This is a genomic window from Paenibacillus sp. FSL L8-0641 (assembly GCF_038006265.1).
GTDB lineage: Bacteria > Bacillota > Bacilli > Paenibacillales > Paenibacillaceae > Paenibacillus > Paenibacillus polymyxa_D.
In genome coordinates this window covers 3,954,518-3,971,755 of record NZ_JBBOUW010000001.1, presented here as the reverse complement: position 1 = coordinate 3,971,755, position 17,238 = coordinate 3,954,518, and the positions used below count along the sequence as shown (strand labels likewise).

14 protein-coding genes and 1 pseudogene are annotated in these 17,238 nt (G+C 46.4%); 8 read left to right on the top strand and 7 right to left on the bottom strand.

The features are described 5' to 3' along the window. Positions 1-291: 291 nt before the first annotated feature. Positions 292-1,296: an LLM class flavin-dependent oxidoreductase gene (locus MKY16_RS17940; protein WP_029515656.1), complete on the bottom strand. Its 1,005-nt coding sequence runs from the start codon at positions 1,294-1,296 to the stop codon at positions 292-294. Between the two features lie 151 nt (positions 1,297-1,447). Between MKY16_RS17940 and MKY16_RS17935 the strand changes: the two genes are divergently transcribed. Continuing rightward, positions 1,448-1,771, top strand: coding sequence for a DUF3817 domain-containing protein (locus tag MKY16_RS17935; RefSeq protein ID WP_029515655.1), 324 nt, complete (start codon positions 1,448-1,450; stop codon positions 1,769-1,771). Positions 1,772-1,900: 129 nt separating this feature from the next. On the opposite strand, the gene MKY16_RS17930 is transcribed toward MKY16_RS17935, so the two are convergent. Then, positions 1,901-2,851 (bottom strand): acetylxylan esterase, encoded by a 951-nt coding sequence (locus tag MKY16_RS17930; RefSeq protein ID WP_069012508.1) that lies wholly within the window; start codon positions 2,849-2,851, stop codon positions 1,901-1,903. A 36-nt stretch (positions 2,852-2,887) separates the two neighbouring features. Next, complete coding sequence (locus MKY16_RS17925; RefSeq protein ID WP_238437904.1) at positions 2,888-3,151, bottom strand: YkgJ family cysteine cluster protein; 264 nt, start codon at positions 3,149-3,151, stop codon at positions 2,888-2,890. A 297-nt stretch (positions 3,152-3,448) separates the two neighbouring features. Here MKY16_RS17925 and MKY16_RS17920 point away from each other — a divergent pair, with 297 nt between their 5' ends. Then, positions 3,449-3,706 (top strand): GlsB/YeaQ/YmgE family stress response membrane protein, encoded by a 258-nt coding sequence (locus tag MKY16_RS17920; protein ID WP_013311445.1) that lies wholly within the window; start codon positions 3,449-3,451, stop codon positions 3,704-3,706. A 118-nt stretch (positions 3,707-3,824) separates the two neighbouring features. Here the strand turns inward: MKY16_RS17920 and MKY16_RS17915 are convergent, their stop codons facing one another. Further along, positions 3,825-5,126 carry an MFS transporter gene (locus MKY16_RS17915; RefSeq protein WP_340956473.1) on the bottom strand — a complete coding sequence of 434 codons (1,302 nt, stop codon included), beginning with the start codon at positions 5,124-5,126 and terminating at the stop codon, positions 3,825-3,827. Positions 5,127-5,405: 279 nt separating this feature from the next. Here MKY16_RS17915 and MKY16_RS17910 point away from each other — a divergent pair, with 279 nt between their 5' ends. The 3 genes from MKY16_RS17910 to MKY16_RS17900 all read left to right on the top strand — a co-directional run bounded on the left by MKY16_RS17910 (position 5,406) and on the right by MKY16_RS17900 (position 7,766). Next, positions 5,406-6,257, top strand: a complete 852-nt coding sequence (locus MKY16_RS17910; RefSeq protein ID WP_340956471.1) for an amino acid ABC transporter substrate-binding protein — start codon at positions 5,406-5,408, stop codon at positions 6,255-6,257. Positions 6,258-6,330: 73 nt separating this feature from the next. Beyond that, on the top strand, positions 6,331-6,999 hold the full coding sequence (locus tag MKY16_RS17905; RefSeq protein ID WP_029515651.1) for an amino acid ABC transporter permease: 669 nt from the start codon (positions 6,331-6,333) through the stop codon (positions 6,997-6,999). Between the two features lie 14 nt (positions 7,000-7,013). Then, complete coding sequence (locus MKY16_RS17900; RefSeq protein ID WP_029515650.1) at positions 7,014-7,766, top strand: amino acid ABC transporter ATP-binding protein; 753 nt, start codon at positions 7,014-7,016, stop codon at positions 7,764-7,766. A 120-nt stretch (positions 7,767-7,886) separates the two neighbouring features. Here MKY16_RS17900 and MKY16_RS17895 read toward each other — a convergent pair whose 3' ends face one another. The 3 genes from MKY16_RS17895 to MKY16_RS17885 form a co-directional block, all read right to left on the bottom strand. Beyond that, positions 7,887-9,041: an MFS transporter gene (locus MKY16_RS17895; RefSeq protein WP_069012512.1), complete on the bottom strand. Its 1,155-nt coding sequence runs from the start codon at positions 9,039-9,041 to the stop codon at positions 7,887-7,889. Between the two features lie 262 nt (positions 9,042-9,303). Further along, positions 9,304-10,584, bottom strand: a complete 1,281-nt coding sequence (locus MKY16_RS17890; protein WP_029515648.1) for an AAA family ATPase — start codon at positions 10,582-10,584, stop codon at positions 9,304-9,306. A 1-nt stretch (position 10,585) separates the two neighbouring features. Beyond that, the gene (locus MKY16_RS17885; protein WP_340956468.1) at positions 10,586-12,043 is read right to left on the bottom strand and encodes an RtcB family protein; all 1,458 of its coding nucleotides are present in this window, start codon (positions 12,041-12,043) and stop codon (positions 10,586-10,588) included. A gap of 546 nt (positions 12,044-12,589) precedes the next feature. Here MKY16_RS17885 and MKY16_RS17880 point away from each other — a divergent pair. The 3 genes and pseudogenes from MKY16_RS17880 to MKY16_RS17870 all read left to right on the top strand — a co-directional run bounded on the left by MKY16_RS17880 (position 12,590) and on the right by MKY16_RS17870 (position 16,875). Continuing rightward, positions 12,590-12,919, top strand: a complete 330-nt coding sequence (locus MKY16_RS17880) for an ArsR/SmtB family transcription factor (protein ID WP_013311437.1) — start codon at positions 12,590-12,592, stop codon at positions 12,917-12,919. Between the two features lie 29 nt (positions 12,920-12,948). Next, complete coding sequence (locus MKY16_RS17875) at positions 12,949-14,730, top strand: SulP family inorganic anion transporter (RefSeq protein ID WP_029515646.1); 1,782 nt, start codon at positions 12,949-12,951, stop codon at positions 14,728-14,730. A gap of 519 nt (positions 14,731-15,249) precedes the next feature. Then, positions 15,250-16,875: pseudogene (locus MKY16_RS17870) on the top strand (S8 family serine peptidase). Positions 16,876-17,238 lie beyond the last annotated feature (363 nt).

Here is a 17,238-nt window from a genome sequence, read left to right as displayed (position 1 = left end):
AGTAAAGAATGGGACTTTTGGGTGCAATTTTTCCAAGGTTTGGAGTATAGAATATGCGCCTTTGGTATATACGAACTGGAACTTTAGGAGGTAACAACTGGAACTTTAGTTTCGATGTGTATACTACTAAAGTACCATATGGTGTTAGACTTTTGTAGTGCTTGAATTACTTCCATAGTGTAGATGGGTTGGTTCCAATGAACCCGTCTTACGACAAACCCCCGCTGTTGCCATTATAGGCTGGCGGGGGTTTTTTATGTTTCTGAAGCTCAGCCTCCGTTCAACGGCTGTCTATACCAAATCAAAAGCTTTGGCCAGCAGACGGTAGGACTGAACACGTTTATCAAAGTCATGAATGGATGAAACGACCAGTAACTCATCGGTACGATACTGCTCAGCCAGTCTTAGTAGCTGTTCCTTACACTGTTCAGGGGTACCAACAACACGCCATGCTGCGGACTGACGCAGCCGCTCACGATCCAACTCTGTGTATGGATAGGACATTGCTGTTTTCACCGACGGAAGAGAACTCATTTCTTTACCTTGCATGAGCAAAAGGAAATACAAACTAGCACTGGACGCCAGCTGCTCAGCTTCTTCTTCGGTTTCAGCGCAGGCCACCGTAACTGCCGCCATGGAATGGGGCTTATCACCCAGGATCGAAGGCTGAAATTGCTCGTGGTAACGTGCAGTAGCTTCTACACCGCCTGGAGTCCCGAAAAATTGGGCAAAGGCATAGGAGGCCCCCATCATCGCGGCCAATCGGGCGCTCTCTCCGCTGGAGCCGAGCAACCATAATTCAGGAACGGTCGATATCATCGGGGAGGCATGAAGACCGGCAAACCGATGATTGTCAGGCACCGAATCATGGAAGTAGTCGATTAAATCGAGAATCTGCTGTGGATATTGTTCGACAGATTGGTACTTGCCTTCCTGCAGGGCGCGAGTAGCAAGCGGTAAACCGCCGGGAGCCCGTCCTATTCCCAGGTCGATACGTCCTGGATGGAGTGCCTCCAGCAAACGGAAGTTTTCGGCGACTTTATACGCGCTATAGTGTGGCAGCATAATACCGCCTGAACCCACACGAATGCGTGATGTGTGAGCAGCCAAATGCGCAATCAGCACCTCAGGGCTGGAATGCGCTAGTGTTTTGGAAGCATGATGTTCGGATACCCAATAACGGCTGTACCCCAGTTGGTCAGCTTCGCGGGCTAAATCTGTTGTATTGGATAATGCATCCTGAGCAGTACCGCCTTCAGGAATATGAGACTGGTCCAGTATACCCAGTTTAAGCATTTATAATCACCTCTTACACAACTCTATCAGACACAACTCACTAGGTCAAAATTCAAAATGGATAGGTTGGAGTTTGGGGACCTTTTCGTTATAATAAAGGATGTGTAAAGGATGAGAGTACATCCTTGCTAATGGAGAGGGGATTGAAATTGTGTTAAGAACACCTTTAGGGCGTGTCCGACTCATGCTCTGGATTCAAGCTATAGCTTATTTGGCGATACTATTCACCCACCAGCCGCTGCAAGCAGCGGGCATGGCCCAGGCGGTTATGGTGATTGGTAACATATACCGGGTGAGCTTTTTGTTGCTCCTCGTTGCTTTGATCTATGGGAAAACAGCACTGCATTGGTCTATACGGCGGCCTCTTTTTATTATGTTTGCCTCCTTCATTCCGTTTGGTCTGATGATTATGGATTTTGTTTGGGTGCGAAAATGGACAGGGGATTCGGCAGCAGAACAGCGAGCTGCATCGTAATCTTAGAAGTTTTGTTTTGTGTGAGTTGTCGAGGAGTTTGTCTGGCGTAAGCGGGACTGGCCCCGATGCAGCAGAAAAGAACATTACGCAGGTTGATGCGTGGTGTTCTTTTTTTGTGCACCGGAGGAATTATGAAAAATGCTGCACTAAAAATTCAACTGTTTTACGTCTTTGAAAGCCTTCAACCCAATGTCCGGTAAACGGATAAATTTCAATCGTTTTCGGTGATTCAATACGGTTATAAGCGGCGAAAATCGTCTCTGGCATACACACAGTATCCTTGAACCCTACCGATACCATGATCGGGATACGAATACGATGAGCAAGATTCATCACGTCAAAATAACTTAATGTATGTAGCACCTGCTCCAAATGCTCCGGAAATCGGTTAGCAAATTCAGCTGCTTCCGTCAGCGAACTGGTAGAATTCATCATACCAAAATCCATATGACACATATTGGGGATATCTGCTACTGTAATAGCAGCTTTATCGCTGAGCGCAGCCACCATTAATGAAAGTCCGCCGCCCTGACTGGCGCCACTGATTGCGATTTTAGCCGAATCGACATCCGACTGCTCCGCTACCCAATCTACGGCTCTAAGGGCATCAGTTGTAATCGTTTTGTAGTAGCAGGTATCTTTGTCCAATATTCCTTTCGTTACCCAGCCTTTAACCGTACCATGAGCATCACCCAGACGGTCTCCCGTTTCTCCACCTTGACCACGTACATCTACTGCCAATACAGCAAAGCCAAGCATAAGCCAGGAGGAATAATCTTCAGGATAGCCTTTTCCGCCTGTATAGCCATGAAACAGAACGATACATGGCAGCTTTTGATCTCCGGCAAATCGGGGGCGTACATACCAGGCATGCAGAGGCGTATCATCGACACCCTCAAAAGTAACCCGGTAGGCAAGAATATGAGGATATGGCGTTTCTACGAGAGTTTTGAACGCATGTACAGGTTTGGCGTGGACTTCTTCCAGTGTTTTGGCCCAGAATAAATCTATATCCTTCGGGGCGGTAAGATCGGGTCGATATTGCTTCAATTCGGCAATTCTTTTTTCAATAACATTCATAATCAAAATTCTCCTTCATATAGAATGAACTTCTCCTTAAGTTTTACCCGGTAAAGTTGACTCCTCTAGCTCTCTCAGTAGCTGATATGCTCTTTCATTAGTGCTTCCGCACGTATCCTCATCAGCATGGAACCCACTGCATACAACTGGGCGCTCAGGTTTGCCAAACAATCGGCAACGGTAATCGGAAGTTAGCTGAGGGCAAGGAACACCAGCTGGTTTTCCATCTGGCATGCCGGGAATAGGGGAAGAAATCGTAATGGCAATGCAGCACGCGGCACATCCTACTCGACACTCCAGTTGGGGTCACTCCTTAATAATCTGTTATTTTTGTAACTTATGCATGAAGTGACATTGATGAAGCCATAATGTGAGGATGGCACAAAAAAAGCAGGAATACAAGGATAAACGCATATGAGACACACTTTTCACACAAGGGGTATAAATAGTCGTAGAGGCACGTAAGATGGTATCAAGTCCCTAAATCAGTGTTCCATACTGTGGTAATATTAACCAATCGTCTTTTGTGTGTTCAAAAGGAGTTCGAGTGGTTAATAATAGAACACAACGATAAAAACTTAAACGAGGTGACGCAAAATGAGTTGGTTATGGGCATTGATTGTTGGTGGTATTATTGGTTGGTTGGCAGGAATTATTGCAGGTCGTGATGTTCCGGGTGGCGTGATAGGTAACATCATCGCTGGTTTTATCGGCGCATGGTTGGGTAGCTTGATTCTGGGAAACTGGGGTCCTGAAATCGGATCATTCTACATCGTTCCTGCATTAATTGGTGCGATTGTGCTGGTCGTGATTGTAAGCTTGATCTTCCGTTCCGTTGGACGGACTAGAGGCTAACTTTACGAATCATTGAATAGACTAGCCCCTATGGGGCACAAGGCTAAAATGGAAAGAAGCTGCTTCCGCAAGGTTCGCAAATGAACCTGTGGGAGCAGCTTTTTTTTGAGGAAAAGTCCTATTGAAAACGCCTGATATGAGGAACACTCAGAACGCCTAGCACGATACACATGCCGATGGTTGCAAACATACCCATGGTGAACATACCACCAAGCTTATCCGCCACAGCACCTACTGCCAGATAGCCGACAGGGAGCAGGGCAAAGGAAAACATTAGATCCAGACTAGCTACACGTCCAAAAGACTCGGCTGGGACTAATTCCTGAAGGCTCGTCTCCCAGATAATCGCAAATATCATAATGCCAAACCCTTCGATCATCATGCTCATAATCAGTCCTGGCATCCAAGTGACTACAGACAACAGTAGTAAAGCAAGACCGCTGACAAAAGCTCCTAAGTAAGCGAGCAGGCCACGATGCTTCCAATGCTTGCGTGATCCATACACAAAGGCCCCCAACATGGCGCCAATACCGCTACTTGCCATCGCAATGCCATATACGACTGGATTGTAGCCATGATGAACCTTGAACAGCCATGGAATGAGTACAGCGATAATGCCTGAATAACAAATATTAATGAATGAAAAGGCAAGAATCGTAATCCATAGCCAAGGATGGCTTTTGAGAATGGTAAAGCCTGCGATAAAATCCTTGAGAAAATGCTGTCCCCCCTGATCTTGCTGTTCTGGATCTACCTGACCTTTGCCGATGATGGAGGCCAAATGAGCGCTCAGCATCCAAAAACAGGCAAAAGATATCAGATAAGCGATAGAATCCAGCCCAAAGCCCACACCCGGTGAGGAAAAAGATACAATGAAGCCTCCTAACGGAGGACCAAGTAGACGGACGGCTTGTATACTAATCTGGCTAAGCGCGTTGGCTGCATTGCGTATGTCCGGTGTGAACACCTGTGCACGTAAGGCAGAATAAGCGGGATTAAAGATACCGTCCATCAATCCGTATAACGCTAGGCCAACGAATAGAAACGGCAATTTCATCCCGCCCGTAAACATCAGCACGGCCGCAATGAACATCAGCCCAAACCGGGCGATATTCGTAAACAGAAGGAGACGGATTCGGTCAATTCTGTCCACAATCATTCCTGCGAAAGGCAGAATAAGTACATTAGGCAGCATATAAACCGTCATCGCCAGTCCCATGATAGTAGTCGAGCCTGTTAGGGAATAGATAACCAGTGGCAAAATGACTGTGGTGACTGAGCTCCCCAACATTGCGATCCAATGTCCAAGCCACAACAAGGTGAACGCTTTGGATTGTTTTAAGGGTGAAGTGAAAGTAGCCCAGGCCGAGGGACTGCCTTCAGGTGAAGTAGAGGATAAGGTTGAATTCTGGGTATCCATGATCACACTCCGGTACATATTTCTAAATTGCATATTAAAACCTATTATACGAAATCTCAAACGTGAGGGTACAGAAAAAGTTGCTGTGAGGGGAGTTATAATGAATAACCTGCCAATGAAAGAGTCAACCTAGAATAACTTTAGGCCACAAAAATATATAACTTACCTTTTTCATAGGGATTATTGGATAAAAGCATTGACGCGTGAAAATGAATGATGTACTATTCAATGACCAGCCGCGTGCTAGGTTATCAAGAAAAGGGAAAGAGTGTGGATACCATGAAAAAATTTAGTTTTTTGCCGATTGTACTCTTCGTGATGGCATTGCTGGTTTCGGCCTGCGGGAACAACGATAAAGGCGCCAGTACCAATAATGCATCTACCGGAGAAAACGGATCTAATAATGGAAAAGCAGATACCACTGCTACAGCTACTCTTGAATCTGTAAAAGCAAGCGGCAAGCTAAGAATTGGCACGGAAGGCACCTATGCTCCGTTTACCTACCATGATGCTGCTGGTAAACTGACGGGCTTCGATGTCGATATTGCGACTGAAGTGAGCAAACGCCTGGGTGTACAACCGGAGTTTATCGAGACGCAATGGGACGGCATATTCGCAGGGTTGAACTCCAAGCGGTTTGACACAGTGTTCAATGAAGTATCCATTACAGACGAGCGCAAGCAAAAATATGATTTTTCCGATCCGTACATTGTCTCCAAGGCAGTTCTGATCGTAAGCGAAGACAATACAGACATCCATAAATTTGCTGATCTAAAAGGGAAAAAGTCCGGGCAATCCCTGACCAGCAACCTGACTCAAATCGCGAAAAGCAACGGTGCGGAAATTGTGGCAACAGAGGGATTCAACCAAGCCATTGACCTCCTCACTTCCAAACGGGTGGATGCGACCGTCAATGATGGATTATCCTATCTCGATCTGAAAAAGCAAAAGCCAGACGCACCCATCAAAAAGGTGGACGAATCTCCAGATGCTTCACACAGCGCAGCTGTATTCAATAAAGGCAGCGAAGATTTGATCAAGGAAGTAAACAAAGCGTTGGCTGATATGAAGGCTGACGGTACGTATCTGAAAATTTCCGAGAAATATTTTGGAGCCGACGTATCCAAATAATAAATGAAGACCAAACGTTCGCCAAGGCGAACCGAATCTTCTCAAACCTATCTTTTCAAAGGATGTCTGTACAATGGATGATCGCCAAATACAAATCATTATGGATTCATTATTGCCTCTGCTAAAAGCAGGGGTTTCTTTTACGATTCCGCTCACGCTTATCTCCTTTGCTCTGGGACTCGTGCTGGCGCTGATTACAGCGTTAGCCCGTCTGTCCAAATGGAGAATACTCAAGCTGATTTTCGGCTTCTATGTATGGGTGATTCGAGGAACTCCGTTGCTGGTGCAGTTGTATATTATTTTCTATGGTTTACCTTCCGTGGGTATTACATTGGACCCGTTTATTGCTTCAGTAATCGGTTTTACCCTCAGCGTAGGGGCTTATAGCTCTGAAATTATACGTGCGGCTATCATATCTATTCAGGAAGGCCAATGGGAGGCGGGATACTCCCTGGGGATGACGCGCTGGCAAGTATTGCGACGTATCGTGCTACCGCAAGCATCCCGTGTGTCCGTACCTCCGTTGGCTAATTCATTCATCAGCTTGGTGAAGGATACCTCACTGGCTGCGACCATCACCTATGTGGAAATGTTCAGAACGGCTAACCAGATTGTAGCTACCACATACGAACCGCTATTGGTGTATACCGAGGCGGGGGTTATTTATCTGCTGTTTAGCACTATTTTGACTGTGCTGCAAAATTACCTGGAGAAGCGACTAGGCCGTTTTTCCGTCAGATAAAGGAGATTGTACCGGTGATCCAAATTCGGAATATACACAAATCGTTCGGCTCGCTGGAAGTGCTTAAGGGTGTTGACGTAACGTTGGGTAAGGGGAAGGTGCTTGTTATCATCGGTCCTTCCGGTTCTGGTAAAACAACGTTTTTACGCTGCTTAAATTTGCTGGAGATTCCTGACCAAGGAGAGATTCAAGCAGGGGATATTGCACTGAATTTTGCGAAAGGAACGAAGCTCCGGCAAGAAAATATTTTGGCGCTGCGCAAGCGGACAGGGATGGTGTTTCAATCCTACAACCTTTTCCCACATATGACAGCAGCACAAAATGTGATGGAGGGACAAGTCACGGTTCAGAAAAAGAGCAAGGACGAAGCGCGCAAACGTGCATTGGAGTTGCTTAAAAAAGTGGGGTTGGCTGATAAAGCCGAATCCTATCCGCATCAGTTATCAGGAGGACAGCAGCAACGTGTCGGTATTGCCCGGGCAATGGCGGTCGAACCTGAGGTACTATTGTTCGACGAGCCGACCTCCGCGCTTGACCCCGAGTTGGTAGGCGAAGTGCTCAAGGTTATAAAACAGCTGGCTGCCGAAGGGATGACGATGGTCATTGTTACCCATGAAATGAAGTTTGCAGCCGAGGTCGCAGACCATGTGATTTTGATGGATCAGGGTGTAATCGTTGAGCAGGGTACGCCGCATGAGGTTCTGGAACAGCCCACCAGTCCACGGGCTATTCAGTTTTTGAATCGTCTGAGCGGGGAAGTGGAATAAAGGGAAATACAGTATTTATTAAAATAAGCGTTTAGACTGAATAAAAGGCAGCTACAGCCGGGCATTTCAAAAATAAAGCCTTGCACCCGTAGCTGCCTTTTGCTCATCAGTTGTCCTCTTTTATTTCATTTTTAATGTAAGCAAAAAAGTAATCAACAGAATACAACAGCCTGCTATAAATGGAGCGAACAGATTTGCATCCAATAAAAAACCCGCTAGAGTAGGGCCTAAAATATTCCCAACACTCATATAGGCATTATTCATACCAGCTACATATCCTTGCTCATTCCCGGCCATCTTCGATAATTGTGTATTAAGAGCTGGACGAAGCATAGCTGTGGCAAAGAAAATAAGGGAAGTGACAAGGAAGATACTCCAGAAATCTTTGGCTAAGAGAAATAAAATATAAGCAACAGAGGTGAAAAGAAGCGATCCTTTGATCACTCTTTGTTCACCAAACTTATTGATTATTTTAGCAACAACTAATGCTTGCATACCGACTCCGATCACAGCACCTGCGGTCAGAATGACAGCAATATTTTGCGGCGAGAATTGGAAGCGGTTCGTTACATATAAACCAAGAACAGATTCAAAATTAGCGAGTCCAAAGGTCATCACCAGGACAAGTACAAAGAGCATTGTATATTTTGACTTCAATGATCTCGCGTATTGTTTATAAATAGATTCCTTCTGAATCATTCTTGCCCGTGCTGCTTTCATTTGCTCTTTCGATAAACTTTCAGGCAAACAAAACACTGAAAAAATAACAGCAGCTATAGCAGCACCTGTCGCTGTGTAAAGCGGCACTCTCGTTCCATATCCTGCAAGAAGACCACCCAATCCAGGTCCAATAACAAATCCGAATGACATGGCTGCGGCGAGCAGGCTGTTCCCTTTGGCGCGTTCTTCGGTTGTTGTAATATCCGCTACATATGCCATCATAGGAGGAACAATCAAGGCTGCTGCCATTCCTTCCAGAAGTCTTGAGGTATACAGCATCCATAATTCATCTCCGATAGCAAAGATAAATTTAGCTACAGCAAAAACAATGACACCTACGAGGATAAAAACTTTTCTCCCATATCGATCAGACAGCTGTCCAGTCAGGGGAGAGAGCAGGAACTGCGTTATGCCATAGGCTGCTACCAATAAACCGATTGCCCGCCCACTGGCTCCAAACTCAATGATCAGTTCCGGCAGGATGGGGGTAATTAAACCCACGCCCACCATAACAATGAAGATATTAATCATTAGAATCCCAAGTATTCTTTTCATGCAAAAAACCTCCTTATCCATTGGTTTCTGGATAGGAGGCAGACATACGAACAAGAAGATACACTGCTCCCGTCAAAGAAGCAATGCTCTTATCGTTAATACCCAAAAGCCTACACTAATCCTATCCAGAAAATTCGTAAGATTACGATTTTTTTCTTTGGTGGAATAGGATTAGTAGATCATTGGCTTAAGGTCACCCTTTCGATACTTTATTGTTTATCAACGTAACATAAATTTCTTGATAAGGCAATGAAAGGATAAATCAGAAGAACCCGACTCGTCCTTCGGCCACATTTTTTAGCCAGTCCTGCTTACGGCTCTTATCGAGCTCGCCTCGCATACCTTTGATAATCAGTTCAATATCGGCTTTTCCCTGCTCATGCCACTCCAGAGCCGTGCTGACATAAAGTTCTCCGAGCTGTGCCAGCGAAAACCCGTCAGTCATGGCTGCCGCCTTCTGTGTACCCGTTTCTCCTGCAAAAACAAGGAAGTTACGCAACTTGAGATATGCCAGTCGCAGCGCTTCGTCAGGCAAACTGATTTCATAAGCCCGGTCGAAACGCCCTGCCCGGTTCATCAGACCCGGGTCGATTTTTTCGGGATAATTGGTCGTTCCGATCAGGAAGATGCCCTCCTTGGATGTAGCACCGTCGAGGGTATTCAGGAAAAAAGAACGCACCTCCTGAGGCATGGAATCAATGTCCTCAATGACCAGCACCATCGGAGCCAGGCGAGTAGCCGCCTCGAACACCTCTTTGACCGATTCACTGGTTGTATACTCCGTAATTTGCCAGTAGGCTGCCGGACCCGGTACACTGCTGGCAATTGATTTTACAAGTGTTGTTTTACCATTGCCCGGATGGCCGTATAGCAGAATGCCGCGCTTGTAAGGAATGTTATAAGTCTGATAGAAGGTACGATCCGCTTCAAAAAACTGATCAAGTGATCGGAAAATATCCCGTTTGATTTCCGCTTTCAAAATCACGTCATCTCGCGTAATTGCGCGGGTTATCGGCTCTGCCTGCCGAGAAAGTCCACGGCTTGTGTCGGTAAACACGGTGACACGCTTCATATTCTGCTTACGTTCACGACCGCGTACTCCCGCGAGGAAGCCTTGCAGCTCCTGGTCGCCTATCGCAAATACGTAATCTTCATTGTACACGCCATTATCACGGAAAAAGGGAACTCGCGCCAGCGCGATGCCCCACTTGGGATAGGCGAATACATTATTACGCATCGACAGATGCACGCCGTATTCAGGAGTCGGCCCGTCATCGTCATACTGGATGGTGCGTTCCTCCAAACGATCGAAGACCCGTGCCACATGCTCCAGGTCGGGACTGCCTGAACGAATATCCTCCTCCAGCAGATCCCAATACTCAATATTGGGATCATCGCTGGCATACAGCACGTATTTTACGCCATAGCGGTTATAGAGTGCTTCACTGATACCGTCGATCAGACGGGCATAAGCGGCATAACCGGTAATGCGTCCATCTGTACGTTCATCAAATTCATAAATAGCTGGGATGTCTATACTCAAATTATTTGGCTCCTTTCAGGGCAGCTAGCGGCTTGCATTTGGCTACAACTGCTGCGAGTCCTGCCCCGGTGACACTTTCGATAATATCATCTACATTTTTGTAGGCTTGCGGAGATTCGTCGATAATGCTTTCCAGTGATGCCTGATTGACCACAATTTCGTCGTCTGTCCCTACACCCAGGGCCCCTGCAAAATCGTCCACACTGACGAGTCGTTTGGTCGCAGAACGCGAACGAATACGGCCTGCTCCATGGCAAATGGAGTGGAAGTTATCCTGACCGCCCGGTAAGCCTACCATAATATAAGAGGCTGTTCCCATAGAGCCGGGAATCAGGGCCGGATGCCCTGTCGCCTGATAAGGCCGCGGATTGTCGGGGTGTCCTGCTGGAAGAGCACGCGTAGCACCTTTACGATGCACAAACACACTACCGTGATCCGGATGGGATTCCTCCCAAGCATAATTGTGCATTAGATCGTACAAAGTACGCAACTCGCACTTTGTACCAAAGACATCGCGAAAGGCTTCACGCACGGAATATGCGATAAGATGTCGGTTCACCACGGCATAATTCAGCGCTGAATACATCATATCGACATAATGTGCAGCTTCGGGATGGTCCAGCGGTGCGAATACCAGTCTCGGGTCAGAGGTACCGAGTCCGAGACGGCTCATCGTCTTGGAAATGGCAGATGAACTAGACTGGCTGACTGCTCCACCCCAAGCCCGCGATCCAGAATGAATCATCACAGCCACCTGACCGTCGAACATCCCCCAAGCTTCAGCTGTTTCACGGTTTTCCTCCGCGATTTCAATCGCCTGAATTTCGACGAAATGATTGCCTCCACCCAGTGTGCCGAGCTGTCGGTGAGCCCGGTGCCATGTACGGTCTTCGACAAGATTCAGCACCTCCTCGTCAAAGGAGAACTTACTGTGCTCTACATGGGTGAGTGAGGTGGATTTCTTAGGAGTGTAGCTGTCCGGAATATATTTGTTGGGTAAGCCGTGTAGACCCTTGCGTACAATATGCTCCAGTCGGATATCCGAATAATGCCCGCGTTGGTGGGCTTCCATGGGCAAATATTTGTCGATGGTTTTGACCAGCTTACGGCGCAGCTTGGTTTCCTTCAAAGCATCCTTGTGCAGATTGGTCAGGTGTACGCGCATGCCGCAGCCAATATCACTGCCGACGATGGAGGGAGATACGTAACCATCCTCCATTCCCCATACAGCAGTCGTACCGATGCAGGTTCCGACGCCTACATGTACATCTGGTGTGTATCCCATATAGCGGATACCTGGAATTTGTAAATTGTTATTAGCCATCTCGAACACTTTGTAATCCAGTGAGGAGAAAAGTTGCTGAGAAGCATAGACGGTTAGATCACCTGCCGGAAGCTTCATCAGATGGCTGTATGGTCCTTCATGCAAGGACGAGTCGGTTGTATGTTGTATATTCATATAAATGGGTAGTTCCCTTCTTCAAGTAAATTCATAAATACTTGCATAAAAAGATTTAAAAAACAAAAAAAGCCGCAGACTTGTCGTCTACGGCTTCTTGCACCGAAAGTGTTATTACATTTTATGATCAACACATCATAAATACGTAAAATAACTTGTTCTTCCAATAGCATAAAAAAATAAAAAAGCCTGGCTAATCACGCCGTCAGACAGCGTGATATCACCCATCATGTCGCCCGAACGGGGCCGATGAGACGAAAACTCAAATATGTGGTTGTATCATGCTGCCTGTCTGTCGTTATCATGTAAAGCACGGTCATGTCTGTCGGCCCCCTTTTCTTAAAGTTAATTGCTATGTTAATGGAAACCTGTGGAAGCTGTCAACCCCTGAAAGGTAGAAGTGTGGAAAAATGTGACTTTACTCATGGTGAAGTGTGAGTAACATCATAGTTCAATTGACCCGAAGCTGTTATTGTACTAAATATTCAAATATTCAGATATTGTTGATCGTTTATAGGACAATTCTGTGAGGGGGACGGAGCAGGCATGGAAGGAGATCTCCAGAAATTTAAGGCCGACTTTTTCAAAGCATTGGCTCACCCTCTGCGCATCCGCATTTTGGAGGTGCTGAGTGAAGGGGAACGGAATGTGAACGAGCTGCAGACTGCGCTCGGTTCTGAAGGTTCTGCCGTATCGCAGCAATTGGCCGTTTTACGAGCCAAAAATTTGGTGAACAGCTTCAAGGAAGGTACATCGGTTGTGTATTCACTACGTGATCCGCTTTTGACGGAGCTGCTTGCAGTGGCGCGACGGATTTTTGACAATCATTTGGTCGAAGCTATCTCGTTGTTGGAAGGTATACGTAACGAGAAGTAATGCTATTACAGAAAAGAAGGGTTACAGGAATGAAGTGGATAGGAAGGTTCGAAGGCTATAACGCAGGGGCTTTGCGAAAGGATCTCATTTCCGGAAGTATTGTAGCGATTGTGGCGATTCCACTCGGTATGGCGTTTGCCATTGCATCAGGAGTAAAGCCGGAATATGGGCTGTATACGACCATTGTTGCGGGAATTTTGGTTTCGCTGCTGGGAGGATCCAAATTCCAGATCGGAGGACCTACAGGCGCGTTTATTCCGATTTTGCTAGCTATTGTCATGCAATACGGTTATGAGAACTTACTCATAGCCGGTTTTATGGCGGGCATTATGCTCATTTTAATGGGTGTACTCAGGCTGGGGGCATTGATCAAGTTTATTCCCAAGCCAGTAACGATTGGCTTTACGGCCGGAATTGCCGTGACGATATTCAGTGGTCAGATTGCTAACTTTCTCGGCTTGCGCGGGGTAGAGAGGCATGAAACTTTTCTGCCTTCCATGGCAGAGCTCATCCATCGACTTCCTTCACTGAATGTGTATAGTATCCTGACGGCTTGTATCTGTCTTGCCGCGCTTATTTTGGTGCCTAAAAAATGGCCCAAGATACCCGGATCACTGGTTGGTCTACTCTTGTCAACGCTGGTGGCAGCTTTACTTTTTCCAGGGCAGGTGGCTACGATTGGCTCTGCGTATGGCGCAATTCCAGCATCTTTGCCTGAGCTACATATTCCTGCGGTGACGTGGGATTTGATCGTGAAACTCTTGCCGCCAGCACTTGTTATTGCAATGCTGGGAGCTATTGAATCTCTGCTTTCAGCGGTGGTAGCTGACGGTATGACGGGAGCCCGGCATAGCAGCAATCGTGAACTGGTTGGACAAGGGATTGCTAATTTGCTGACACCGCTGTTCGGCGGTATTCCTGCGACAGGTGCAATTGCCCGCACCGCCACAAATATCCGTAATGGTGCTGTTTCTCCTATGTCAGGCATCGTACATGGGTTCGTGGTGCTCCTCATTCTGGTGCTTTTTGCACCTTACGCATCTAACATTCCGTTGGCCAGTATGGCTCCGGTGCTGATGGTAGTAGCGTGGAATATGAGTGAGCGCAAGCATTTTGCGCACATTCTCAAAACGCGGACAGCGGATTCTATTGTGCTGGTTGTCACCTTTTTGCTGACGGTTTTTACGACACTGACAACGGCTGTGGAGGTAGGCCTGATTCTAGCGGTTGTATTGTTTGTTAAACGTATGAGCAGTACACTTTCAGTAGACAAGGTACTTCCTGATCCTTCTGTAAAACATGAAAAAGTAGGCGCCCATATGGTCACAGATCAGCATGATTGTCCACAAGTGGCTATTTACAATGTGGAAGGCCCTCTATTTTTCGGTGCAGCCTCGGTATTGGAAAACTCAGGTGTGGGAGGCCGGACTGATCACCTACAAGGGATTTTGTTGTTACGTATGGGAAAGGTTCCTTTTATGGATATGACGGGAGAAGGTAACTTTACTGCATTAATTCAGAAATACCGGAAGTCTGGCGGGACAGTGCTTGTTTCCGGACTCCAGCCTCAACCGCTGGCATTACTACAGAAAACTGGATGCTACGACATGATTGGACAAAAGCATTTTTTTGAACACACAGGAGAGGCCCTTACGGCTGCTCTTGCACTGGTGAATCAGGATCATTGCTGTGGATGCAGGCAAATGGCTTTCCGAGAATGTACGAGTCTGTGCCGCAGACCGCAGCCAACCAAATCATCCTTTCCAGATGGAGCCGTCTCGGTTCCCATACCTGTAAATAGCGGCAGATAACACTCTTTTAAGTTTCTTGCTGAATGTCGAAAAATCTCTTCTGATCTCCGAAACCAAGTGCACAATGAAGACTTGCATTTGCTTCGAAAATGGAAGAGATTTTTCTTTTCTTCAAGGAAAAAAGGAATAAAATTCAAAAAAATGCTTGAATATCTGATTTTATGACACTATACTAGATTCAAAAGATACCATATGTTTCATTCTTTTGTTTTAAATTGTATTTTAATACTTGCACATTAACCTCCTCGATTACTTCTAAATTTCTTATCCTACCTTTCTCTTCATTTTTTTCACTTATCATTTTCAAACTTGTCCACCTGTTTCTACCCGATGCTCGTTTTTTACGGTCTGCACCAAGGGTTGTTCACCTCAGAATGATGATCTATGGATTTCACCCCGGCGGAATCTATATTTTTTAAAGGAGGTGAGTACCAGAGGCTATCTTGTGAGCTTTTGACGTAGCTGTCCGGAAGGTTGTCCTTGAGAATTAAAAAACCAAGTAAAGGGAGATGGAAAGTATTGATTAAGTCGAAAAATATCAAAAAGACGCTGTCGGTCAGTTTTACCGCTCTTCTTGCCTTTTCTCTAATTTCCCCGGTATATGGGGATTCCAGCACAACCACCTCAGAGGAGGATCAACCATTTCCGCCAAGGTTTCAGCCAAGCTGAACCAACAATTCAGTGCCAGTGAGTATGTCACCTATCTGGTTAAATTGAAGGATCAGGTGGATACGGAGTCCGTTGCCAAGCATGCTTTCCAAAAGGCCTCTGCAGAGCAGATTTCACCCGCTGCTGCTAAGCTTTCTGTACGTACAACAGTTGTGAACTCTCTCATGGATACAGCAGAAAAAACGCAACAATCCGTGGAAGAATACTTAAAGAAAGAAGTTAATAACGGAAGCGTCAAAAAGTACAAGAGTTACTTTATCGTGAACGCTTTTGCGGTCACCAGCACCAAAGAGGTCATGGATAATCTGGCCACACTTCCTGAGATCGACAAAATTTTACCGGATGAAAAGCGGGAACTGCAAAAGGTAGAAATAGATAAGGATGCCCAGCCTGTGGTTGAGGAATCTACAGCTGACCAAGTGGTTGCAGATCAGGCCGCTGTAGATACGGCTGTGACGGAAGAGAATGCGCAAAAATCGGTGGAAGAATCCGTATATAAGGATGCGGTAACGCCAAGCCGTGTCGAGTGGAATATCTCTAAAATCAAAGCACCACAGGTTTGGGCCAAAGGCATTGACGGCAAAGGCATTGTTGTCGCCAATCTGGATACAGGCGTTGAATATACTCACCCGGCGTTGAAAAGAAAATGGCGTGGTCTGAATGCTTCCGGTCAGGTCGTGAATCCAGAACTGAGCTGGTATGATGCGGTTGATGGAGCATCGCTGCCAACTGATTCAAATGGACATGGTACACATACGATGGGTACAAGCGTTGGCTCGGACAGCAACGGTACGAATGAAATCGGTGTTGCTCCTGGCGCCAAATGGATTGCGGTTCGAGTATTCAATCCAGATACCACCGACTCCATCTTACTGGACGGTGGACAATGGATTCTTGCTCCTGTAGATAAAAAACGGTAAAAAGCACCCTGAGCTTGCACCGGATGTGGTGAATAACTCTTGGGGCGGTGGACCTGGCCTGGATGAATGGTATCGTCCAGTCACCAAGGCGTGGAGAGCGGCTCAGATTTTCCCTGAGTTCTCCGCAGGCAACACAACACTGTCCAATCCGGGCGGACCTGGGTCTGTAGCCAATCCGGCGAATTTGCCGGAGGCTTATGCCACAGGGGCCACCGACGTTAACAACAAGCTGGCCAGCTTCTCGCTGCGCGGTCCTTCTCCTTATGGCGAAGTGAAACCTGAAATTTCGGCTCCTGGTGTAAACATTCGTTCTTCTGTACCTGGCGGAGTTTATGAGGGGGGATGGAACGGTACTTCCATGGCAGGTCCGCATACAGTCGGATTGGTGGCACTGCTTCTTCAGGCCAAACCATCATTGACGGTGGATCAACTGGAGGATGTGATTTCGAAAACAGCGACGCCGCTGACTGACAGCCAGTATCGGACTTCACCAAATAATGGTTACGGATACGGTCTGATCGACGCGCTTGCTGCGGTGAACTCCGTACTTAAGTGAGGAGTTTGCAAAAATCCCATAAGCGACTTCCAATGAACAAGATATAGAGCGAAAGATAGGATTAAGAGAGACCCCCATAAATCCTTTTGAGCGGCTCGTACAGAGATTGCATACACCTGTTAACCGTGTAATGCACTATTACGTAGCCGCAAAAAGGGGTTTTCGTACATAAAAGAATATAAAAGTCATAGAATTTCAAGAAAAATGCAAAAAAATGACTTGTATATCTGTTTTGATAACTTTATACTATTCCATAATATATGATTATATATCAATTTTTAATATAAATTGTAATGATATAACATGTTTTTCTTCGAAGTTCTCCTGCTTTTTCTCCTTGGTTTCTACTGAATTTCATCGCTT

Bases quoted from the DNA above. Each gene is read 5' to 3' on its own strand.
- MKY16_RS17940 (WP_029515656.1), bottom strand. From the start codon at position 1,296: ATGCTTAAACTGGGTATACTGGACCAGTCTCATATTCCTGAAGGCGGT.
- MKY16_RS17930 (WP_069012508.1), bottom strand. From the start codon at position 2,851: ATGAATGTTATTGAAAAAAGAATTGCCGAATTGAAGCAATATCGACCC.
- MKY16_RS17920 (WP_013311445.1), top strand. From the start codon at position 3,449: ATGAGTTGGTTATGGGCATTGATTGTTGGTGGTATTATTGGTTGGTTG.
- MKY16_RS17915 (WP_340956473.1), bottom strand. From the start codon at position 5,126: ATGGATACCCAGAATTCAACCTTATCCTCTACTTCACCTGAAGGCAGT.
- MKY16_RS17910 (WP_340956471.1), top strand. From the start codon at position 5,406: ATGAAAAAATTTAGTTTTTTGCCGATTGTACTCTTCGTGATGGCATTG.
- MKY16_RS17905 (WP_029515651.1), top strand. From the start codon at position 6,331: ATGGATGATCGCCAAATACAAATCATTATGGATTCATTATTGCCTCTG.
- MKY16_RS17895 (WP_069012512.1), bottom strand. From the start codon at position 9,041: ATGAAAAGAATACTTGGGATTCTAATGATTAATATCTTCATTGTTATG.
- MKY16_RS17885 (WP_340956468.1), bottom strand. From the start codon at position 12,043: ATGAATATACAACATACAACCGACTCGTCCTTGCATGAAGGACCATAC.
- MKY16_RS17880 (WP_013311437.1), top strand. From the start codon at position 12,590: ATGGAAGGAGATCTCCAGAAATTTAAGGCCGACTTTTTCAAAGCATTG.
- MKY16_RS17875 (WP_029515646.1), top strand. From the start codon at position 12,949: ATGAAGTGGATAGGAAGGTTCGAAGGCTATAACGCAGGGGCTTTGCGA.